This window comes from Nonomuraea sp. JJY05 (genome assembly GCF_043496855.1).
Classification (GTDB): domain Bacteria; phylum Actinomycetota; class Actinomycetes; order Streptosporangiales; family Streptosporangiaceae; genus Nonomuraea.
Genome location: NZ_JBIEIS010000001.1, coordinates 411015 through 431660 on the forward strand (window position 1 = coordinate 411015; position 20646 = coordinate 431660).

Below are 20646 nucleotides of genomic sequence, written 5' to 3' on the forward strand. Positions count from 1 at the left end.
AGGTATCAGAATATTGATATGTCGCCAATCTCGCTCGACCTGCTGCGGACGTTCCTCGCGGTGCACAGGACCGGCTCCATCACGGCCGCCGCGCAGACCCTCGGCCTGTCGCAGCCGGCCGTGACGGCGCAGGTCAAGTCGCTGGAGTCGGTGCTGGACCGGCCGCTGTTCGACCGGCTGCCGCGCGGGGTGGCGCCCACGCCCGCCGCCGACGAGCTGGCCCGCCGGGTGGCGCCCTCGCTGGACGCCCTGGACGGGGTGGTCGAGTCGGAGCTGCCCTCGGACGCGGCCGTGCACCTGGGCGGGCCCGCCGAGTTCCTGTGCGAGGAGGTGCTGCCGATGCTCGCCCCGCTGGTGAGCGCCGGGCTGCGGCTGCGCACGACGCTCGGGCTGTCCGACGACCTCCTGACGGACCTCGCGGCCGGGCGCCTGGACCTGGTGATCTCCACGATCCGGCCCCGGGTGCGCGGCGTGCACGCGGACCCCCTCTACGACGAGGAGTTCCTGCTGGTCGCCGCCCCGTCTCTGGCCCTCGCCGAGGTGGGGCCGAGGGAGCTGGCGGCCGTGCCGCTGGTCGCCTACGCCGAGGACCTGCCCATCGTGCGCCGCTACTGGCGCTCCGTGTTCGGCAGGCGGCCCGCGATGGCGGCGCAGGTCGTCATCCCCGACCTGCGCGGCGTGCTCAGCGCCGTCAGGGCCGGGATGGGCGTCTCCGTGCTGCCCGCCTACCTGTGCCGCCGCGACCTGGCGGCGGGCACGCTGGTCACGCTGGCCGATCCCGACGAGGCCCCGATCAACACCGGCTACCTGGCCGTCCGCTCGGGCGCGCTGGCGAAACCTGCGGTGGCCAGGGTCCGCGCGCACCTCATCGACGCGTTCCGCACCGCCCCCACCTACTAGGCGGACCAGGAGGCGAGCAACCGCAGCGACTCCTCGTTGGCGCCGCCCGGCTCGGGGTGGAGCAGGCTCAGCCGCTGCCCCGATCCGCCCGGCAGGTCGAACGTCTCGTAACGCAGCGCCAGCTCACCCACCACCGGATGCGTGAACCGCTTGACCCCGTTGGTGCGCTCCTTGACGACGCGACCGGCCCAGAGGGTGCGGAAGCTCCGGCTGTGCACCGACAGCTCGCCGATCAGGGCGGTCAGCGCCGGGTCGTCGGGGTGGCGGCCGGTGGCGAGGCGGAGCTGCCCGACCGTGGCCCGGAGCACCTCCTCGCGGTCGGCGTACAGGTCGGGCTCGGTGAGGAAGTTGTACCGGGCCAGGTTGGCGCCGGGGCGGCAGAGGCCCGGGAAGAGCGCGTCGGCCAGCCGGTTCCAGGCAAGCAGGTCGAGCCGGTGGTCGAAGATCATCGCCGGGATGTCCGTCATCCGGTCGATGAGCTCCACCAGCTCCCGCCGCACCCCGCCGGACGGCCGCGCCCTGCGCGGCCGCGGCGCGGCCAGGTCGAACAGGTGCGTCCGCTCGGCCTCGCTCAGGTCCAGCGCCCTGGCCAGCGACTCCATCACGGACGCGGACGGCTGGGCGGTCCGCCCCTGTTCGAGGCGTACGAGGTATTCGACGCTGATGCCCGCCAGCTCGGCCAGCTCCTCGCGGCGCAGCCCGCGCACCCGGCGGCGCGGCCCGCTCGCCAGGCCCACGTCCTCGGGCAGGACCTCGTTCCTGCGGGCCTGGAGAAAAGCCCCGAGTTCCCGGTTCATGGGTACAAGTCTGCCCCTGGATGGCTCTGCCGGGACACGCCGAGCCTGACCCTCCGAGTACCTGGATAGCCGGAATCACGATGGGCATGCTGGCCTCATGTGCCATTCCACCGACAGCAGGCCGCCCGCACCGCCGATCCAGGGCGAGGTGGCCTCTCATGAGCAGATGGAGCTGACTGCCGCCGACGGCAACCGTCTGCTCGCCTACCGGGCCGAGCCCGCCGAGCCGAACGGGCGCAGCGTGGTGATCCTGCCCGACGTGCGCGGGCTGCACCCGTACTACCGCGACCTCGCGGTGCGCTTCGCCGAGGCGGGCTTCCGTGCGATCGCGATCGACTACTTCGGCCGCACGGCGGGTCTCGGCGAGCGGGACGACGACTTCGACTTCATGAAGCACGTCCAGCAGCTCAAGGCCGAGCACGTCAGGGCCGACGCCAGGGCGGCCACCGAGCAGCTCGACGGGCCGGTCTTCACGGTCGGCTTCTGCATGGGCGGCGCCCACTCGTGGCGGCAGGCGTACGAGGGCAACGGCCTGGCCGGCGGCATCGGCTTCTACGGCGCGCTGCGCGCCATCGAGGAGCCGCAGGCCGGGCCCGGCGCGCCCCTGCTGATGCTGCTCGCGGGAGCGGACACGGCGACCACGCCCGAGCAGTTCGAGGCGTTCGAGGCGGCGCTCGACCGGGTCGGCACGGAGCACGAGAAGGTCGTCTACGAGGGCGCGCCCCACTCGTTCTTCGACCGCACGTACGCCGAGTGGGCGGACGCGTGCCAGGACTCCTGGCGCCGCATCCTGTCGTTCACCGAGTGCCACTCAGCCTAGGTAGGCGGCCCTGACGACCGGATCCTCCCGGATCTCGGCCGGCGCGCCGGCGGCGATCACCTTGCCGAGGTCGAGCACGACGATCCGGTCACAGGTGTCCATGACGAAGCCCATGTCGTGCTCGACCAGCAGCACGGTCGTGTCCAGCGCCTTGACGACCTCCCCCAGGCGTGCCGTCTGGGAGGCGTCCAGGCCCGAGGTGGGCTCGTCCAGCAGCAGGAGGCGGGGGCGGTCGGCCAGGGCCCTGGCCAGCTCGACGAGCCGGCGCTGCCCGACGGGGAGCGCGGCGGCGTACGCGTCGCGCAGCGGGGTGAGCCCGCACAGCTCCAGCACCTCGGCCACGCGCTCGCCGCGCTCGCGCTCCAGCCGCCGGCGGGCGGGCCAGCCGACCAGGTCGGCGGCGAGCCCGCCACCGCCGCCGTGCCAGTCGAGCGCGGCCAGTACGTTGCCGGCCACGGTGAGCCGGCCGAAGACCTGGGTCCGCTGGAACGTGCGCCGCATCCCGGCCCTGGCCCGCCGGACCGGGGACACGCCGGTCAGATCCCGCCCCGCCAGGCTGACCCGGCCCTCGCCGGGCCGGCGCAGCCCCGACACCACGTCGAACAGCGTCGTCTTCCCGGCCCCGTTCGGCCCGATCACGCCGCACACCTGACCCGCCGCGACGTCGAACGACACCCGGTCCAGCGCCCTGACCCCGCCGAACGCCACCGACACGCCCTCCACGGCCAGCATGTCACCGCACCCCCAGGTAGGCGGCGGTCAGCCGCTCGCCGTCCACTTCCGAGCGCGGCCCCATCCAGGTGACGCGCCCCAGCCGCATGAACGCCACCCGGTCGGCGACGGCCAGCGCCTCGGTGGCCTTCTCCTCGACCAGCAACAGCGCGACGCCACGAGAGCGCAGCTCGGCGAACACGTCGAACACCTGCCGCACCATCATCGGCGCCAGCCCCAGCGACGGCTCGTCGGCGATGAGCACCCGCGGCGGCCGCACCAGCGCGGGCGCGAGCGTGAGCAGTTGCTGCTCGCCGCCGGACAGGGCGCCGGCGAGCACGGCGCGGCGCTCGGCGAGCTGCGGCAGGCGCTCGTAGACGAGGGCCGGGTCGGGCAGCCAGGTCCGCAGGTTCTCCTCCACCGTGAGCCCGGGGAACACGCCCCGGCCCTCGGGCGCGAGCAGGATGCCCGCGCGGGCCCTGCGGTGCGCGGGCCAGGCGGTGACGTCCTCGCCGTCCAGCAGGATCCGGCCGCTGGTGACGGCCAGGTCGCCGGCGGCCACCGCGCAGGTCGTGGACTTGCCCGCCCCGTTGGCGCCGAGCAGCGCGACCACCTCGCCGGGCCGGACGGCCAGGTCCACGCCGCGCAGCACCGTGCTGTCCGCGTAACCGGCGACCACGCCCTCCAGCCTGAACAGCGGCCCGTCCACCTGGACCGGCGGCGGAACCGGCACCGCGACCGGAACCGGCACCGCCGGGGCCCGTTCTGACGGGGTCCCTTCTGACGGGGCCCCTTCTGACGGGGCGCGGCGGTGGCGGAGCTCGGCGAGCTGGGTGAGCACCCCGTCGGGATGCTTGGCCAGGATCACGCCGCCGGCCCCGAACAGGATCGCCCCGACGTGCGCGGACACGCCCCAGGTGGCGAGCAGTTCGGGCACGGCCACCGCGATCAGGCCGCCGAGCACCGCGCCGCCGACGCGGCGCACGCCCTGGAGCACCACCACGGCCAGCCACACGAACCCGGAGAACGCCGGCAGGTCGGTGGCGGTGATCGAGCCCTTGGAGACGGCGAACAGCACGCCGCCCAGCCCGGCGATCGCCGACGCCAGCGCGAAGAGCACGATCTTGGTACGGGGCGCCGACAGCCCGGACGTCATGGCGGCGGCGGGGGCCGACCTGACCGCGAGGATCGCCCGCCCGGAGGCCGACCTTTCGAGGTTGCGTACGAGCAGGGCGACCGCCCCGATCAGCAGGAGCAGCACCAGCACCCGCACCCGCGGATCCGAGGTGTCGGCGAAGCCGAGCCCCAGCGCGGGCACCGGCCACCCGATGGTCCCGTTGCTGAACGCGTCCACCTGGAACAGCACCTGGTCGGCCAGGAGCGCCATGGCCAGCGTGGCCAGCGTCAGCACCCGCCCGCCCAGCCGCAGGGCGGGCAGCGCCACCAGCATCCCGACGGCGGCGGCCGCCAGCACGCCCAGCACGATCGCCACGAAGAACGGCAGCCCGGACGAGAACGCCCATCCGCAGGTCAGCGCCGCCATCGAGGCGAAGGCGGCCTGGGCGAGGTTGACCATGCCGCCGATGCCGGTCACCACCACGAACGAGCAGAAGATCAGCGCCAGCACCAGCCCATGCGCGGCCACGCCCACGTAGTACTCGGACGCGAGGAAGGTGAACCCGACCAGCGCGGCCAGCCCGAGCGCCCACGGCATCCTGCGGCGCCAGGGCGGCAGCCCCGCCAGGTGGTCGGGCGGGGGCGCGTCCTCGGCCGCGCTGCCCGCCACCCGCTCGCGCGACCTGTTCAGCAGGACGAGCCCGGCGAACAGCAGGATCACCGGCACGGCCGTGCGCAGCCCCGTGACCTCTTCGAGGAAGTCGGTGTATCCGGCGACCAGGTTCTGGACCACGCCGAGCGCCAGCCCGGCCGCGAACGTCCACGGGATCGAGCGCAGCCGCCCGAACACCGCCGCCGTCGCCGAGGCAAACAGCAGCACCGTGTACGCAGTCGCGTCCAGCCCGAGCACGGACACGGCCAGCACCCCGGCGAGCCCGGCGAGTCCCGAGCCGAGCATCCAGGCCAGCGCCGAGGTGGCGTCCGCGTCGATGCCCCGGAGCGTGGCCAGCCGGCGCCGGTCCACGGCCGCCCGCATGCGCAGCCCGTACGGCGAGTGCCGCATGAACGCCCACAGCCCGGCCGCCGCCACTGCCGAGAAGCCGAACGTGATGAGCTGGTCGGTGTCCAGCCGGGCCCCGAGCACCTCGAAGGAGAGCGCCGGATGCGGGCCGACGCCGCGCGGCAGCGAGGTCGCGTCCGCGCTCGGCAGCCCGGCCAGGTCCACGACCAGCAGGCCCAGCGCGGGCAGCGCGATCGTCAGGCCGATCGTGGCGACGATCTGCGCGGTCTCGCCCGCCTGCGCGAGCCCGCCGAACATGGTCTTGTGCAGCACGTATCCGAGCGCGGGCGCGAACAGGACCACCGACACCAGGGCCGACAGCCACGCGGGCAGCCCGGCCGCCTGGTTGAGCTCGTAGAACAGCAGGGCGGACAGGAATCCGACGGCGCCGTGGGCGAAGTTGAACACCCCGGTCGCCGCGTACGACAGCGTCAGGCCCGACCCCATGACCGCGAAGATCGCCCCGGTGACCAGGCCGCTGAGCACGTATCCAAGGATCATTTGAGCGGCACGTTGTCGAAGCACTTCATGCTCTTGGCCACCTGGAAGGCGCCTTTCTCCAGCTTGACCAGGGCGCCGCAGCCGTTCGGCTCGCTGTGGTCCTTGGGGTACTGGATCCTGCCGAACCCGGCGTTCTCGTAAAGGTAGTCGCCGTTGCCGGTCGCCAGGAACTTCTCGCGGGTGAGGTCCTTGCCGGCCTTGCCGAGCATGTCGAGGAAGATGTCGGCGGACCAGTAGCCGATCGCCATGTGCTGGGTGGGTACGGCGCCCGGCGCGACCTTCTCGACGTCCTGCTTGAAGCGGGCGATCTCGGGGGCGGTGGACTCGAACGGCTCGAACATCGGCGCCGCGATCACGCCCTCCAGGGCCTGCGCGCTGGCCTGGTCCTTGAGGATGGCGGCGTCGTAGCTGGTCGCGTCGGTGAGCACGCCCTTGTAGCCGGCCCGCTTGAGCGCCGAGTACAGGCCGACGTTGAACTTGGTGCCCGCGATCACGGAGACCACGACGTCGGGGGCCTTGCCGCCGTTCGAGGTCATGATCTTGTTGACGTACGGGAGCCAGTCAGGGGGTGGCGCGGCGGCCGGGAGGCCGGAGTTCACGCCGACCAGCTTGAATCCGGCGGCGGTGAACGACTGGGAGATGGTGGTGCCGCCGTACTTGCTGCCGCTGGAGTCGGAGGTCTGGACGTACACGCTCTTGCCCTCGGCGCCGCCGAGCAGGTCGGCCAGCTGCCGGCCCCACCATGTCTGGGAGCCCGCGCCCTGCTTGGGGGCCAGGCAGCCGTTGTAGCCGAAGCCGGTCTTCGTGCCGCACCACTGCGGGCCGGTCGCCCAGCCGAACCAGGGCACGCCCTGCTGTTCGAGGAAGGCGGCGCCGCCGAAGTTCGGGGCGTGCACGGGGACGAGGGCGAAGACCTGGTCCTTCTGCACGAGCTTCTTGGCGGCCGCGTCGCCCTTGGCCGCGTCCTGGCCGTCGTCCTCCGCGCCGATGAACTCGATCTTCCGCCCGTTCACGCCGCCCTCGGCGTTGGCCCGCTCGAACCTGGCCTTCGCCCCGATCTCGGCGTCCTTGGTCGAGTAGCCGCTGGCGCTGGTCTTGGTCAGCACGCCGCCGACCTTGATCGTCGTGTCGGTCACCCCGGGCGCCGCCGAACCGGCCGCGCTCTTCTGCTGGGCCGCGCACCCGGAGACGAGCAGCGTTGTTGCCGTGAGTGCCGCCGCGACCCGCCGTACCATCCTGGCCTCCCGCAAATTGGCCTAGCGCTCGCTTGGTTTTGCGCCGAGCGTAAATTCGCCCAGGAAGAGTGTCAACGGGGTCGCCCGAGCAACCGCTTGCTCGCAATCGCGCGACCGGGTTACCGTGTGGCGCATGCTGATGCGCGCGGCCGTCCTGACCGGCTTCCACGCCCCCATGGAGATCCGCGAGGTGGAGATCGCCGACCCGGGTCCGGGCGAGGTCCGCGTGCGGATCAAGGCGTCGGGCGTGTGCGGCTCCGACCTCAAGGCCATCGACGGCAAGAGCCCGGTGGTCAGCAGGCTGCCGTTCATCCTCGGGCACGAGAGCGCCGGGGTGGTGGAGAGCGTCGGCGCGGGCGTCACCGGCGTCCGGCCCGGCGACCACGTCATCATCTCGATGAACGGCCCCTGCGGGCGGTGCCGCAACTGCGGGGCGGGCCGGTTCCACCTGTGCTCGGGCCCCGTCAGGCTGCAGACGATCATGGGCGGCGCACCCAGGATCACCCTGGACGGGCAGGAGACGCGCCGGTTCATCGGCATCGGCTCCTTCGCCGAGTACGCGGTCGTCACCGAGGCCATGTGCGTGAAGATCTCGAAAGACGCGGCCCTCGATGCCATGTGCCTGCTGGCCTGCGGAGTGGTCACCGGCATCGGCGCGGTCATGAACGTCGCCAAGGTCCAGCCCGGCGCCCACGTCCTCGTCGTCGGCTGCGGCGGCGTCGGCCTCAACGTCATCCAGGGCGCGGTGCTCGCGGGCGCCACCACGATCATCGCCGCCGACGTGGCCGAGCAGAAGCTCAAGCTGGCCGAGCGCTTCGGCGCCACCCACACGATCGTGGCCGACGACCTGCCCCGGCAGGTGGACGAGCTGGTGAAGGGCGGCGTCGATCACGCCTTCGACGCGACGGGCGCACCCGGCGTCCTGGCCAGGGCCTTCGCCGCGACCCAGTCCGGCGGCACCACGGTCATGGTCGGCAGCCCGCCCCAGGGCCAGGCCGTGGAGGTGGATCCCGGCCTGCTGTTCGCCTCCCGCCGCCTCATGGGCACCCAGGGCGGCGACGCCGCGCCCCAGCGCGACCTGCCCATGCTGGCCGAGCAGTATCTGCGGGGCCGCCTCGACCTCGACGGCCTCATCTCCGAACGCCTGCCGCTCGACCGGATCAACGACGCCGTGGCCCACGTGCGGGAGGGCTCGGTGGCGCGTACCGTCATCACCTTCTGAAATACGAACACCCGGCGTCACGCCACTCTTACCCTGAGTGTCATGACCGAGAGAAGACTCAGGGTGCGCCTCCGGCGAGCCACCATGGCCACGGTTCTCACGGCCGTGGCCATGACCGGCCCGGCGCCCGCCGGGGCCAAGGGCGTGTACGACTTCGCCGCCGTCGGCGTGGCCATCTGGAGCGAGCCGCGACGCGACGCCGTCCTCGTCGGCTTCGGCTACCCGGGCCAGGGCTTCGAGTCGGACTGGTCGGAGGAGCGCGGCCACTACCAGTGCGACGACTACTTCGACAGCATCCTGTGGCACCACGGCCGCAACGCGGCCACCGGCATCGTCGGCTGGGTCCCCGCCTGCAACCTCGCCGACACGGACTGAGAGGCGGCTAGACCCCCAGCTTGACCGGCTCGGGCCGCTCGGGCGCGCGGAGCTCCTCCTCCTCGTGCCCCTCCACCGAGAGGTTCGGCAGGAGGCGGTCCAGCCAGCGCGGGCACCACCAGTTGAGCCGCCCCAGCAGCACCATCGTCGCCGGCACCAGGAACCCCCTGATGATCGTGGCGTCCACCGCGATGGCCACCGCCAGCCCCACCCCGAACGTCTTCACCATGGGGTCCGGGTACGCGATGAACGCCACGAACACGGCCACCATGATCAGGGCGGCCGACGTGATGACCCGGCCCGTCGAGCCGAGCCCCTCCGCCACCGCCCGCGCGTTGTCCCGGTGCCGCAGGTACGCCTGCCGCACCGCCGTCAGCAGGAACACCTCGTAGTCCATCGACAGCCCGAACAGCACCGCGAACAGCATCAGCGGCACGTAGCTCTCGATCGGCACCGAGAAGAAGAGCGTCTCCAGGTATGAGGAGCTGGCCGGGGCGTCCATGCCCACCAGGCGGCTGCCCAGGCCGATCGAGAACACCAGGGCGAGCGCGCCGAAGGCGGCGCCGAGCGAGATCAGGTTCATCACGGCGGCCTTGACCGCGACGACGGGCGCGCGGAAGGCGAGCAGCAGGAGCAGGGCGCTCAGCAACACCACCACGCCGATGACCAGCGGGGTGCGCTCGGACATCCGGGTGCCCGCGTCGGTCATGGCCGCCACCTTGCCGCCGACGTGCACGCTCACCCCGGGCAGCGAGACGGCCCTGATGTCCTTGACCACGCCGGACGCCCGCGGGTCGCTGGGCTTGTACTCGGTGACGACCTGGAGCAGCACGGAGCGGCCCGAGGAGTTGACCTTGGGGGTGGCCACGTGCGCGACGCCGTCGACGTCGCCGACCTCTCGGGAGAGCCGGCCGACGACCGGGTCCTTCTCCCCGGCCACCTTGGCGGGCAGTTCGGCGACCACGAGCAGCGGGCCGTTGATGCCGGGGCCGAAGCCGTCGGCCATCAGCTCGTAGGCCCGTCTGGGCTCCGAGCCCTTGACGCCGTACCCGTCGTCGAGCGGCCCGAGCTTCAGCGCCAGCGCCGGGGCGGCCAGCAGGCCCAGCGCCAGCACGCTGCCGAACAGCACCTGCCACGGCCGGCGCGCCACCCACGACCCCAGGCCGGCCCATCCGGAGCCGGACGAACCGCCGCCGCGCAGGAACGGCACCTTGAGCGCGTCGATCCGGTGGCCGAGCACTCCCAGCAGGGCCGGGACGAGGGTGACCGAGGTCAGCACGGCGGTGACGACCGAGATGCCGGTGATCCAGCCGAGCGTCGCCAGCAGCGGGAAGCCGCCCAGCATGAGCGCGCTCAGGGCGATCATCACCGTGCCGCCCGCGAACACCACGGCCCCGCCCGAGCTCGCCACGGTCCGCCGTACGGACTCCACCACCGGCACCCCGTCGGCCAGCAGCCGCCGGTGCCGGGACAGCAGGAACAGCGCGTAGTCGATGCCCACGCCCAGCCCGATCATCGTGGCCATGATGCCCGCCTGCTTGGGCACGTCGAGCACGTGTCCGAGCAGCCCGATCACGCCGAGCCCCGTGGCGACGCTGACCAGGGCCGTGAAGATCGGCACCAGCGCGGCCGCCAGCGTCCCGAACGCGAACACCAGCACCAGCAGCGCGCACACCACGCCGATGATCTCGCTGGGCCCGGTCTTGATGTCCTTGTCGGCGGGGGTGGAGCTGTCGGCCGCCACCACCTCGATCCCGGCGGCCCGCACCGGGTCGGCCGCCTTCGACAGCGCCCGCGTGTTCTCGGCGACCTTGGTGCCGTCGTGGCCCTGCAGGCGGACGGCGATGAGCCCGATCTGCAGGTTCGCGGAGATGCCGCCGCGCCTGAACGGGGTGTCCACCCCGACGACGTGCGGCATCGTGCGCAGGCGCGCCAGGACGTCCTCGACGGCCTTCTTGCGCGGCTTCTCGACGAGCGGCCCACCGGCGGAGTAGAGGACGAGCTGCACCGTCCCGCCGGTGTCGTATCCCGGCCCGAAGCCGGTCTTCATCAGGTCGTGCGCCCGCTGCGCGTCGGTGCCGGGAATCGTCACGTCGTTGCTGACCGGGCTGCCGAGCACGAGGCTCCCGCCCATCAGCGCGGCCGCCACGACCACCCATAACGCCAGCACCAACCGCCCGTGCCGCGCGCACCAGCCGCCCAGCCGCCCAAGAAACCGCGTCATCGCCCAAGTCCCTCTCGACGGCCGTCCTGTACGCTCGTACAGGACTACGATAAAGCAGGAAATATCCGGAGGGGGATGCATCGCATGGAAATGAGATGATGACCACACCCGACGACACCCGGACCCGGATCCTGGCCGCGGCCAGAGAGCTGTTCGCCGAGCGCGGTTACGCGGGCACCTCGCTGGCCGACATCGCCGCGGCCGTGGGACTGACCAAGACCGCCGTCGCCTACCACTTCCACCCGAAAGACCGCCTGGCCTCCGAGCTGCTCGCCCCGGCGGGAGACGACATGCTGGCGCTGCTCGGGACCGACTTCCCCAGCAGGGAGGCGTTCGTCGACGCGCTGGTGACCTTCGCGGTGCGCTACCGCTCGGTGATCCGCCTGTTCATGGAGGACCTGGCCGCCGAGGACCCCGGCTCGCCGGAGTCGGAGCGCGCGACGGTCAGGACGTTCAGGGACGAGATCTACGGCAGGCTCGTGGGCGACGCCCCCGACCCGGAGACCAGGCTGAAGAGCTGGGCCCTGCTCGGCGCGCTGCAGTGGGGCGCGGTCAGGACCATGGACCTGCCGGAGGAGCAGGTCCGCGAGGTGCTGCTGGAGGCCTGCCGGGCTTTCTAGAGACCCAGCACCTCCCGTTCGACGTGGTCGAGCGCGAGGCGTACGGCGCCCAGCGCCACACCCTCGTCCCCGAACGTGGAGGCCACCACCTCCGGCACGCTCACGCACAGCTCGGCCAGGTGCCGGCGGAGCGGTTCGAGCAGCACGTCGCCCGTCTGCGAGTGACCGCCTCCCAGCACCAGCAGGTCGGGGTCGATGGCCAGCGCGAGCGCCGCGGCGCCGATCGCGAGGTTCTCGGCGTAGCGGTCGACCCGCCGCGCCGCGTCGCGGTCGCCCGCCAGCGCCGCCTCGAACACCTCGGCCGCCGAGGCGTCCTTGACCAGCTCGCGGGCCGCGTCCTCCCAGCCGACCTGGCGCAGCGTGCCGATCTCGCCCGCGGCGCCGTTGCGGCCCGGGTGCAGCCGCCCACCGATGAGGATGCCCGCGCCCGCCCGGTGGCCGACGAGCACGTACACGACGTCGGAGGCGTGCTGCGCGCTGCCGCGCCAGTGCTCGGCGAGCGCGGCGAGGTTGGCGTCGTTGGCTGCCAGCGCCGTGCAGCCGAACCAGCGCCCGGCCAGCTCCGCCAGGTCCACGCCCGTCCAGCCGGGCAGCGTGATCGACAGGGTCACCCGGCCGGTGCGGTCCACGATGCCCGAGGTGCCCGCCGCGACCGCCCAGACCCGCTTGCGCGCGACGCCCGCGCTGTCCACGCACTTCAGCGACGTACGCCGGGCCGCCTCCAGCCGCTCGTGGGCCGCGGCGTCGCCGGAGACGCCGGCCCGCTCCCAGGCGATCACCTCGCCGTTGAGATCGGCCAGCGCGGCCACGATCCCGTCGCCCCCGACCTCCACACCCACCACGTAACCGGCGTCCGCGCGGAACCCGAAGCGCCGGGCGGGCCGCCCCATCACGCCCTCGTCGGGCGGCACCTCCGTGACGTGGCCGCGCTCGCCCAGCTCGTCGAGCACCGCCTCCACCGTCTGCCTGGACAGGCCGGTGATGCGGCCGAGCTGGGTCAGCGTGGCCACGCCCTCGCGGCGCAGGGCCCTGAGCGTGACCTGGGTGTTCAGCTTGCGCAGCAGGGACGCGTCACCTGGGCGGAGCTCGGTCAACTTATGAGACCCTTTCCCATAACCCCCATTGACGAACACCAGCCAGGATCCTAGCATCGGCCAGACATACGTGAACTGGTTACATATGTTGGAGGCGTCATGGTCACGCTCGCCGTCGTCGGCGCGGGGTCGCGGGGGACCTCCTACGCCCGCCACGCCGCCGGGAGTGGCCGGGCGCGGGTGGTGGCGGTGGCCGATCCGCTGGAGACCCGCCGCGCCAGGTTCCCGGAGGCCGAGCAGTACGCGGACTGGCGCGAGCTGGCCGCGCTCCCCCGCCAGGCGGACGCGGTGATCGTCTCGACCCAGGACAGGGACCACGTCGAGCCCGCGGTGCGCTTCGCCGAGCTGGGCTACGACATCCTGCTGGAGAAGCCGATGGCGGTCTCCGAGGACGACTGCCGGCGCATCGTCGAGGCCGCCGGACGGTCCGACGCCGTCTTCGCCGTCTGCCACGTGCTCCGGTACACGCCGTACACGCGGGCGCTGAAGGCGCTGCTGGACGAGGGCAGGATCGGCGAGATCGTCAGCATCCAGCACCTGGAGCCGGTCGGGTGGTGGCACCAGGCGCACTCGTACGTGCGGGGCAACTGGCGCCGCTCCGACGAGTCCACGTTCATGCTGCTGGCCAAGTCGAGCCACGACCTCGACTGGCTGGTGCACCTCACCGGCAAGCAGGTCACGCGCGTGTCGTCGTTCGGCGGGCTCATGCACTTCCGCCCGGAGAACCGCCCGGAGGGCGCCGCCGACCGCTGCCTGGACTGCGCGGTCGAGCCGACGTGCCCGTACTCGGCCAAGCGCGTCTACCTGCCGCTGGCCGGGCGCGCGGAGTGGCCGGTGTCGGTGCTCACCGACGACGTCTCCGAGGCCGGCGTGCTGGAGGCGCTGAGGACGGGCCCGTACGGCAGGTGCGTGTACGCCTGCGACAACGACGTGGTCGACCACCAGGTCGTGAACATGGAGTTCGAGGGCGGCACGACCGCGTCGTTCACCATGACCGGCTTCACGCCCGCGCTCCACCGGCAGACCCGGATCTTCGGCACCCGCGGCTGGATCGAGGGCGACGGCGACCGCCTGATCCTGTTCGACTTCGTCACCGGCCGCGAGGAGACCGTCGACACCCGGCCCACGGGGGACTCGACGGCCCGGGGCGGCCACGGGGGCGGTGACGAGGCGCTGGTCGAGGCGTTCCTGACCGCGGTCGCCACCGGAGACCGCTCCTCGATCCTCTCCTCGCCGGGCGAGAGCCTGCACAGTCATCTCATCGCCTGGGCCGCCGAGAGGTCGCGGCTGCACGGCGAGACCGTCACCCTGGACGGAACCGTTCCTGCGTGAGTGGTGACCTCGCGGAGGTTCACTCGCCGGAGGTCGGGCCGGTGGTGGGGGTCTCCCCCGGCTCACCCGGGTCCGGGCCCGACTGGGCGGCCAGGCCGAAGGTGATCTCGACCGCGCTTCCCGGCTTGGCGCAGGTGCCGGGCTGGAGGCTCTGGTCGAGGACCGTGCCCACCCGCGACTCGTCGTCCACGACCTGACCCTTCGTCCGCACCGTGAACCCGGCCGCGATCAGCGCCGCCCGCCCGTCCTCCAGCGCCTGGCCGACGGCCGACGGGACCGTGGTGCCGTTGCGCGCGACCGTGAGCGCCACCGAGGTGCCGCCCGTGACGCGCCGGCCCGCCTTGGGCTGCGTGGAGAGCACCTGCCCGTCCGGCCGGTCGGTGCAGGAACGGGTGACCGCGCCCGCCGCGAGGCCCGCGTCGGTGAGTGCGCTCTCCGCGGCCTTGCGCTGCAGGCCCGTGACCGCGGGCACCGCCAATCCGGCCGACACCTCCAGCGAGACCTTGCTGCCCCTGGTCACCAGCAGGCCCGGGGCGGGCTGGGCGCCGAGGACCTGGCCGATCCTCTTCGGCGAGTCGAGCTGGGTGACGGTGCCGAGCACCAGCCCGGCCTGTTTGATCGCTTTCGTGGCCGCGCCCTTGTCCATTCCCGCCAGGGCCGGGACCGGGACCGTGGCCGGGCGCACCACCGGCGGCTGCGCCGTGGGCCCACGGGCCTCCAGCGTCCCCGTGGTCTTGAGCGGGACCTTCTGCGCGGTCGTCTTGTCCGCCGGAGGCCGGGACTTCACCGGATCCGACTTCGGGGGGACCGACGGGCCGGCCCCCTGCGGCGCCTGGGGCCGGGCGCCGCTGTCGGCCGTGGGTATGTGGGCGGTCAGCAGCACGGCGGCCGTCACCAGCAGGGCCGCGCAGACCGCGATGGCGGCCCTCGGCCAGGCGACCTTGGACCTCGCCGCCGGTGATGGACCGTTCCCCGGGCCGGAGCCGGCGGGTAACGACGCGGGCGCGGACACGCTCTCTTCCGTGGGTGTGGACGCGCCGGCCCTTTCCGTGGGCGCGGACGCCCCGGCCCTTTCCGCGGGCGTGGACGAGCCGGCGCGGGAGCCGGGCAGCAGGTAGCCACCGGATCTCCCCGTGGCCTCCGGCTCGGCCATCGGCGGCCGCTCCGACGAGCGCTGCTCGGGCACCAGCGGCGGGACCCGCAGGATGTGGGCTGGCGGCGAGCTCAGCACCTCCGGCGGCACCTCCGACTCCCCCAGCAGCTCGAACAGCAGGTCCCTGCTGGTGGGCCGGTTTCGCGCGTCCTTGTCCAGGCACGCCTCCACGAGGGCCCGCAGCCGCCCGTCCAGGCGTCCCAGCTCGGGCGGCGCGGTCAGGATGCGGTGCAGCACCGGCGCGACCGAGTCCTGCCCGAACGGCGCCGTGGCGTTGGCCGCGAAGCACATGGTCGCGCCCCACGAGAACACGTCCGCGGCCCCCGTTACGGCTGACGCCGTGATCTGCTCGGGCGCCATGTAGGCGGGCGTGCCCACCCCGCGCCCGCTCACCGTGGCCGCCGCGTCCAGCGCCTTGGCCAGGCCGAAGTCGATGACGCGCGGCCCGTCGGAGCCGAGCAGCACGTTCTGCGGCTTGAAGTCGCGGTGCACGATCCCGGCCCGGTGGATGGCCGTGAGCGCCGTCACCGTGCTGACCGCCAGCCGCTCCAGCGCCCCGCCCCGCCGCGGCCCGGTGAGCGCGACCTCCCGGTGCAGCGACGGCCCGTCGACGTATTCGCTGACGATGTACGGACGCCCCTCGTCGAACCCGGCGTCGATCACCTGGGCGGTGCAGAACCTCGCCACGTGCTTGGCCAGCTCGACCTCCCGCAGGAACGCCGCCCGCTCGTCGCCCACGGGTCCGTGCAGCAGCTTGACCGCGTAGGTCTCCCCGCTCCTCCAGCCGAGGAAGACCGCGCCTTGTCCACCTTCACCCAGTCGCCCGGACAGCTCGTACTGCCCGAGTCGCTGTGGGTCCCCCGTTCTGAGCGGCTGCGCCGTCGGCACGGGCGTCTCCCCTCGCCGCCACCCTCGCCTGCTCTCTACTGAAAGCAACGGGCCGCCCCGAGTCAACGGTGGTCAGGGCAATCGCCGCCTGACCGTGACACAGCTGGTCAGGATGCCCGGGTGACCGTGCCCGAATAGGTCACCTCGTCCTTACCTTCGCGCGTCACCTTGATGTCCATCTGGTTCGATGCCGACCTCGGGATCATCCGCAATGTCCCGGGATAGCACTCGTTGCCGGTGACCCGGTCGAGGGTGAAGACCGTCCCGCTCCCGGTCCGCGAGAGCCGTCCCGAGCAGTGCAGGTCGGCGCCCCACAGCATGGTCCCGCCGTCGCCGTCGGAGCCCAGGCGCAGCTCGACGGGGAAGACCCGCTGCGCGGTGGAGTGCTCGGCCGAGCCCGTCCACGTGCCCTCCAGGCCCGGCCCCTGGGCCCCGCGCAGCCAGAACACGAATCCGGCCACCGCCATGGCCACGCCCGCGGCGGCCACGACGACCTGCCAGATCTTCACCCGCCTGCGAGGCAGGGGCTCGGGAGCGGTGTCGCGGTTGACGGCGGGGAAGCTCGTGGTGGGGTCGGGGTCGTGGATGCGCCCCGGCTCGCCCTCGCGCGGCGCGGTCTCCATCACCAGCCGGAGCCCGGCGGTGCTCAGCTCGCGATCGGCGAGCGTGCTGCCGGATCCGACGGCGGACGAGGCCCGCGCGGACGGGCCGACGGCGGCCTGGGCGCCCGAGGACAGCACGTCGCCGCCCGCGACCGCCTGTCCCAGCAGCCGCCGCAGCACCTCCTCCGCGTCCGGCCGCTCTTCCGGCTCCGGCGCCAGGCAGGCCTCCACGATCTCCCGCAGCCGCCCGGTGAGCGGCCCGAGGTCCGCCTTCCCGTACAGGATCCTGGCCAGGACCTCCTGGTAGGTGTCCGCCGTGTACGCGTGCCGCGCCGTGGCCGTGTAGGCGACCGTCAGCCCCCACGCCCACAGGTCGGCGGACGGCCCGGCGGGCTCGCCCTTGATGCGCTCGGGCGACAGGTACGCCGGGGTGCCGACGGGCGTCGCGCTGGTGGTGGCCGCGGTGTCCATGAGCCGGGACACTCCGAAGTCGATCACCCGCGGCCCGTCGAGCCCGAGCAGCACGTTGCCCGGCTTGAAGTCCCGGTGGACCACCCCGGCCCGGTGGATGGCCCCGAGCGCGGTGGCGGTGCCGATGGCCAGGCGTTCGAGCGACCCGCCCAGGCGCGGCCCCTTGGCGACCACGTGCTCCAGGAGCGAGGGGCCCTCGACGTACTCGCTGACCAGATAGGGCCGGTCGCCCTCGAGACTGGCGTCGAGCAGCTGCGCCGTGCAGAACGCGGCCACCCTGCGGACCGCCTCGACCTCTCCCAGGAACCTGCGCCGCACGTCCGGGTCGCCGGACAGGCTCGCGTGCAGCAGCTTGATCGCGACGTGGGCGCCCTGCTCGGAGTGGCCGAGGTAGACGACGCCCTGTCCGCCCTGGCCGAGCCTGCGCAACAGGCGGTACGATCCCAGCTGTCGCGGATCATCGGCTCGGAGTGCGGACATATTTCCTGATTATGCCGGGGAATCGATCAGTCGCGCATAATCATCAAGGATCGGCAGCACCGTTTCCGCAGGCGCGCTGGGCAGAGTGGCCACCGCCTCCTCGATGCCGAGCCCGGCGTAATAGTCGAGCTTCTCCCTGGTCGGCAGCGTCCCGAACGGGATCACCTTGGCCATCGGCCGCCCGGCCTTCTCGCACGCCTCGCGCAGCATCGGCAGCGCGGCCCTGATCCCCTTGCCGCCGATCGGCATCCAGCCCTCGGCGTACTCGGCGACGTGGGCGAAGAGCTTCGGCCCCGCCGCGCCGCCCACGTACACCGGCGGCTCCTGGAGGGGCTTGGGCCAGCACCAGGACGGCTCGAACCCGTCGAACGAGGCCACCTCGTCCCGCCACAGCGCCTGCATGGCGAGCATGTTCCGCCTGACCACCTCGCGGCGGCGCGCGTACGGGACGCCGTGGTTCTCGATCTCCTCGACGTTCCAGCCGAAGCCGACCCCGACCACGACGCGCCCGCCCGAGAGGTGGTCGAGCGTGGCGATCGCCTTCGCGGTCACGATGGGGTCGCGCTGGGCGGCGAGCAGGATGCCGGTGCCAACGCGCAGCCGGCGCGTCGCGGCGGCGGCGAAGGACAGGGCGACGAGCGGGTCGAGCGTGCGCTTGTACTCCTCGGGCAGCACGTCCTGCCCCGCCGCGGGAGGGGTGCGGCGCGAGACCGGGATGTGGGTGTGCTCGGGCACGTAGAGGGAGTCGAAGCCGCGCTCCTCCGCCGCCCTGGCGAGGTCCTGGACCGGCATGGTCAGGTCCGTGGCGAACATCGTGACCCCGAGTCTCATGGGACCTCCTCCTAGTTAACCAAGCGATTGCTCGGTTAAGATTTCCAGAGTACCTTGCAGAAGACCATTCCGCGGAAAGAGGTCCCCGGTGAAGTTTTCTATCTTCCTGAATCCGCAGATTCCCGGCTCCGGGTACGCGGCCGAGGAGAACGCCAAGGCCAAACGCCCGATCGGGCGCGACACGGAGTCGTACCAGAAGCTGCTGCACGAGGTGCGGGAGATAGCCGTGCACGCCGACCAGCTCGGGTTCGACGCGCTCATGATGACCGAGCATCACTTCCACTCGGAGGGCATGGAGTTCTCGGTCAACCCGCTGATGGTCCTCACCGACCTCGCCGCCAGGACCGAGCGGATCCTGCTCGCGCCGCTCGGCCTGGTGCTGCCCGCCTGGGACCCGATCAGGGCCGCGGAGGACGTGGCGCTGCTCGACCAGTTCTGCAAGGGACGGCTGCGGCTGGGCGTGGCGCGCGGCTACCAGAACCGGTGGATGAACGTGCTGGGCCAGCGCTGGCACGCCGCCGCCGCGCGCTCCGACGGGTCGGCCTCCGACACGCGGAACTTCGACGTCTTCGGCGAGGTGCTGAAGATCATGAAGCTGGCGTGGACGCAGGAGACGTTGCGCTACAAGTCGGACGTGCTGGACTACCAGGTGCCGTATCCGTACGAGGGCATCGAGGGATGGCCCGCGCTGGAGTGGACCCAGACGTTCGGCGCGCCGGGCGAGATCTCCGAGGACGGCAAGGTGCAGGCCGTCTCCGTCTGTCCCAGGCCGTACCAGAACCCCCACCCCGAGCTGTGGCAGCCGTTCACGATCTCGGACCGCTCGGTCATCAGGGCCGCCCAGGAGGACATCCTGCCGTGGATGTTCACCCCCAACCCCGACGACCACGCCGCCAAGGCCAAGCTCTACCAGGAGGAGTCGGCCAAGCAGGGCCGCCACTACAAGCTGGGCGAGCACACCGGCATCCTCAAGATCGTCGGCATCGCGGACACCACCGAGGAGGCCATCAACACCTTCGGCCGCAGCATCCCCAAGGACTTCGCCGCCTTCTTCGGCCCGTTCGGCTACCTGGAGGTGCTGCGCAAGAAGGAGGACGAGAAGCACAAGCCCATCTCCCCCGAGAAGGGCGACGCCAAGCGGATGAACGACGTGGAGATGGCGCTGTTCGGCACGCCGGACGACGTCAAGCGCGGGATCCAGCGGATGCTCGACCGCATGCCCGACCTGGAGTGGTTCGGGCTCTACATGCAGGGACAGCAGGGCGTGCTGCCGCTGGACACGGTCAAGCGGAACCTGGAGCTGTTCGCCACCAAAGTCATCCCGGAGTTCCAATGAGATTCTGGCTGGGGGCCTCGTTCGTCGACACCGACCAGTTCCTGGAGCTGGCGAAGGCGGCCGAGCGGTGCGGGTTCGACACGCTCACGCTGTCGGACCACCTGTTCTACGCCGACTTCGCCTCGCCGTACCCGTACTCGCGGTCGGGCCGGCCGCGCTGGGACGCGCGTACGCACTGGCCGGACGTGTGGGTGACGATCGGCGCCATGGCGGCGGTGACCACGACCCTGCGCTTCTCCCCCAACGTCTACATCGCGCCCGCCCGCGACCTGTTCACCGTGGCCAAGCAGGTGTCCACGGCCGCGGTGCTGTCGAACGACCGGGTGACCTTCGGGGTCGGGGTGGGCTGGTGCAAGGAGGAGTTCGTCGGCACCGGGCAGGATTTCCACACGCGGGGACGGCGGCTGGACGCGATGCTCCCGACGCTGCGCTCGCTCTGGGCCGGTGAGACGGTCGCCCTGGACGGCCTGCCCGAGCTGTCGATCTCACCCACCCCCGACCGGCCGATCCCCGTCTACGTGGGCGGCGACAGCGACGCCGCCCTGCGCCGGGCCGCCCGGCTGGGTGACGGCTGGATCGGGAACCGGATCTACACGGAGGAGCAGTTCGACGTGGTGCTGGCCACCCTCCGCGGCCACCTCGAGGAGAGCGGCCGGAGCGAACCCTTGGACATCATCGCGCCGCTCGCGGTGATGCCGGACGCCGACACCTACCGCCGCTTCGCCGCCAAGGGCGTCACCGGCACCATGGCGGCGCCGTGGTGGCTGGCCACCCCCGAGGAGAAGGCCAGGTACGGCGAGGGGACGCTGGACCTCAAGATCGCCACCATGGAGCGCTTCGCCGAGGAGGTCATCGCCAAGATGTGACGTCAGCGAGGC

The 20646-nt window shown here is 72.4% G+C and carries 17 protein-coding genes; 8 read left to right on the top strand and 9 right to left on the bottom strand.

The window, feature by feature from the left end; translation table 11 throughout:
* The first annotated feature begins 18 nt into the window (after window positions 1–18).
* Window positions 19–900, top strand: coding sequence for a LysR family transcriptional regulator (locus tag ACFKCF_RS01915; protein ID WP_394489919.1), 882 nt, complete (start codon window positions 19–21; stop codon window positions 898–900).
* Here ACFKCF_RS01915 and ACFKCF_RS01920 read toward each other — a convergent pair.
* Entirely contained in the window at window positions 897–1697 is an 801-nt protein-coding gene (locus tag ACFKCF_RS01920) for a helix-turn-helix transcriptional regulator (RefSeq protein ID WP_394489921.1), read from the bottom strand. The two genes, ACFKCF_RS01915 and ACFKCF_RS01920, sit on opposite strands and share 4 nt — an antisense overlap.
* Before the next feature lie 97 nt (window positions 1698–1794).
* Between ACFKCF_RS01920 and ACFKCF_RS01925 the strand changes: the two genes are divergently transcribed.
* Entirely contained in the window at window positions 1795–2517 is a 723-nt protein-coding gene (locus ACFKCF_RS01925; protein WP_394489923.1) for a dienelactone hydrolase family protein, read from the top strand.
* Here ACFKCF_RS01925 and ACFKCF_RS01930 read toward each other — a convergent pair.
* The 3 genes from ACFKCF_RS01930 to ACFKCF_RS01940 are packed head-to-tail and all read right to left on the bottom strand — an operon-like array spanning window position 2509 to window position 7140.
* On the bottom strand, window positions 2509–3249 hold the full coding sequence (locus ACFKCF_RS01930) for an ABC transporter ATP-binding protein (protein ID WP_394489925.1): 741 nt from the start codon (window positions 3247–3249) through the stop codon (window positions 2509–2511). The genes ACFKCF_RS01925 and ACFKCF_RS01930 overlap by 9 nt on opposite strands.
* A gap of 1 nt (window position 3250) precedes the next feature.
* Window positions 3251–5905, bottom strand: coding sequence for an ATP-binding cassette domain-containing protein (locus ACFKCF_RS01935; RefSeq protein WP_394489927.1), 2655 nt, complete (start codon window positions 5903–5905; stop codon window positions 3251–3253).
* Window positions 5902–7140: an ABC transporter substrate-binding protein gene (locus tag ACFKCF_RS01940; RefSeq protein WP_394489929.1), complete on the bottom strand. Its 1239-nt coding sequence runs from the start codon at window positions 7138–7140 to the stop codon at window positions 5902–5904. Before ACFKCF_RS01940 ends, ACFKCF_RS01935 begins: the two co-directional genes overlap by 4 nt.
* A gap of 133 nt (window positions 7141–7273) precedes the next feature.
* Here ACFKCF_RS01940 and ACFKCF_RS01945 point away from each other — a divergent pair, with 133 nt between their 5' ends.
* Together ACFKCF_RS01945 and ACFKCF_RS01950 are read left to right on the top strand one after the other, a co-directional pair.
* Window positions 7274–8362, top strand: coding sequence for an alcohol dehydrogenase catalytic domain-containing protein (locus tag ACFKCF_RS01945; RefSeq protein ID WP_394489931.1), 1089 nt, complete (start codon window positions 7274–7276; stop codon window positions 8360–8362).
* A 42-nt stretch (window positions 8363–8404) separates the two neighbouring features.
* Complete coding sequence (locus ACFKCF_RS01950) at window positions 8405–8737, top strand: hypothetical protein (RefSeq protein ID WP_394489933.1); 333 nt, start codon at window positions 8405–8407, stop codon at window positions 8735–8737.
* 7 nt (window positions 8738–8744) lie between these two features.
* Here the strand turns inward: ACFKCF_RS01950 and ACFKCF_RS01955 are convergent, their stop codons facing one another.
* Entirely contained in the window at window positions 8745–10961 is a 2217-nt protein-coding gene (locus ACFKCF_RS01955; RefSeq protein ID WP_394489935.1) for an MMPL family transporter, read from the bottom strand.
* A gap of 95 nt (window positions 10962–11056) precedes the next feature.
* On the opposite strand from ACFKCF_RS01955, the gene ACFKCF_RS01960 reads away from it, so the two are divergent.
* Window positions 11057–11581, top strand: coding sequence for a TetR family transcriptional regulator (locus tag ACFKCF_RS01960; RefSeq protein WP_394489937.1), 525 nt, complete (start codon window positions 11057–11059; stop codon window positions 11579–11581).
* On the opposite strand, the gene ACFKCF_RS01965 is transcribed toward ACFKCF_RS01960, so the two are convergent.
* On the bottom strand, window positions 11578–12675 hold the full coding sequence (locus ACFKCF_RS01965; protein WP_394489939.1) for an ROK family transcriptional regulator: 1098 nt from the start codon (window positions 12673–12675) through the stop codon (window positions 11578–11580). The genes ACFKCF_RS01960 and ACFKCF_RS01965 overlap by 4 nt on opposite strands.
* Window positions 12676–12774: 99 nt before the next feature.
* On the opposite strand from ACFKCF_RS01965, the gene ACFKCF_RS01970 reads away from it, so the two are divergent.
* On the top strand, window positions 12775–14007 hold the full coding sequence (locus ACFKCF_RS01970; RefSeq protein WP_394489941.1) for a Gfo/Idh/MocA family protein: 1233 nt from the start codon (window positions 12775–12777) through the stop codon (window positions 14005–14007).
* 19 nt (window positions 14008–14026) lie between these two features.
* Here the strand turns inward: ACFKCF_RS01970 and ACFKCF_RS01975 are convergent, their stop codons facing one another.
* The 3 genes from ACFKCF_RS01975 to ACFKCF_RS01985 form a co-directional block, all read right to left on the bottom strand.
* On the bottom strand, window positions 14027–16048 hold the full coding sequence (locus tag ACFKCF_RS01975) for a PASTA domain-containing protein (RefSeq protein WP_394489943.1): 2022 nt from the start codon (window positions 16046–16048) through the stop codon (window positions 14027–14029).
* Window positions 16049–16155: 107 nt separating this feature from the next.
* On the bottom strand, window positions 16156–17601 hold the full coding sequence (locus ACFKCF_RS01980) for a serine/threonine-protein kinase (RefSeq protein WP_394489945.1): 1446 nt from the start codon (window positions 17599–17601) through the stop codon (window positions 16156–16158).
* Window positions 17602–17610: 9 nt separating this feature from the next.
* Window positions 17611–18432 (bottom strand): TIGR03619 family F420-dependent LLM class oxidoreductase, encoded by an 822-nt coding sequence (locus ACFKCF_RS01985; protein WP_394489947.1) that lies wholly within the window; start codon window positions 18430–18432, stop codon window positions 17611–17613.
* A gap of 88 nt (window positions 18433–18520) precedes the next feature.
* On the opposite strand from ACFKCF_RS01985, the gene ACFKCF_RS01990 reads away from it, so the two are divergent.
* Entirely contained in the window at window positions 18521–19768 is a 1248-nt protein-coding gene (locus ACFKCF_RS01990; RefSeq protein ID WP_394489949.1) for an LLM class flavin-dependent oxidoreductase, read from the top strand.
* The gene (locus ACFKCF_RS01995; RefSeq protein WP_394489951.1) at window positions 19765–20634 is read left to right on the top strand and encodes a TIGR03619 family F420-dependent LLM class oxidoreductase; all 870 of its coding nucleotides are present in this window, start codon (window positions 19765–19767) and stop codon (window positions 20632–20634) included. Before ACFKCF_RS01990 ends, ACFKCF_RS01995 begins: the two co-directional genes overlap by 4 nt.
* Window positions 20635–20646: the final 12 nt, after the last annotated feature.

Coding starts and splice junctions, on each gene's coding strand:
- ACFKCF_RS01940 (WP_394489929.1), bottom strand. CDS start 7,140: ATGGTACGGCGGGTCGCGGCGGCACTCACGGCAACAACGCTGCTCGTC.
- ACFKCF_RS01945 (WP_394489931.1), top strand. CDS start 7,274: ATGCTGATGCGCGCGGCCGTCCTGACCGGCTTCCACGCCCCCATGGAG.
- ACFKCF_RS01995 (WP_394489951.1), top strand. CDS start 19,765: ATGAGATTCTGGCTGGGGGCCTCGTTCGTCGACACCGACCAGTTCCTG.
- ACFKCF_RS01915 (WP_394489919.1), top strand. CDS start 19: ATGTCGCCAATCTCGCTCGACCTGCTGCGGACGTTCCTCGCGGTGCAC.
- ACFKCF_RS01980 (WP_394489945.1), bottom strand. CDS start 17,601: ATGTCCGCACTCCGAGCCGATGATCCGCGACAGCTGGGATCGTACCGC.
- ACFKCF_RS01920 (WP_394489921.1), bottom strand. CDS start 1,697: ATGAACCGGGAACTCGGGGCTTTTCTCCAGGCCCGCAGGAACGAGGTC.
- ACFKCF_RS01950 (WP_394489933.1), top strand. CDS start 8,405: ATGACCGAGAGAAGACTCAGGGTGCGCCTCCGGCGAGCCACCATGGCC.
- ACFKCF_RS01930 (WP_394489925.1), bottom strand. CDS start 3,249: ATGCTGGCCGTGGAGGGCGTGTCGGTGGCGTTCGGCGGGGTCAGGGCG.
- ACFKCF_RS01970 (WP_394489941.1), top strand. CDS start 12,775: ATGGTCACGCTCGCCGTCGTCGGCGCGGGGTCGCGGGGGACCTCCTAC.
- ACFKCF_RS01955 (WP_394489935.1), bottom strand. CDS start 10,961: ATGACGCGGTTTCTTGGGCGGCTGGGCGGCTGGTGCGCGCGGCACGGG.
- ACFKCF_RS01960 (WP_394489937.1), top strand. CDS start 11,057: ATGATGACCACACCCGACGACACCCGGACCCGGATCCTGGCCGCGGCC.
- ACFKCF_RS01935 (WP_394489927.1), bottom strand. CDS start 5,905: ATGATCCTTGGATACGTGCTCAGCGGCCTGGTCACCGGGGCGATCTTC.
- ACFKCF_RS01925 (WP_394489923.1), top strand. CDS start 1,795: ATGTGCCATTCCACCGACAGCAGGCCGCCCGCACCGCCGATCCAGGGC.
- ACFKCF_RS01985 (WP_394489947.1), bottom strand. CDS start 18,432: ATGAGACTCGGGGTCACGATGTTCGCCACGGACCTGACCATGCCGGTC.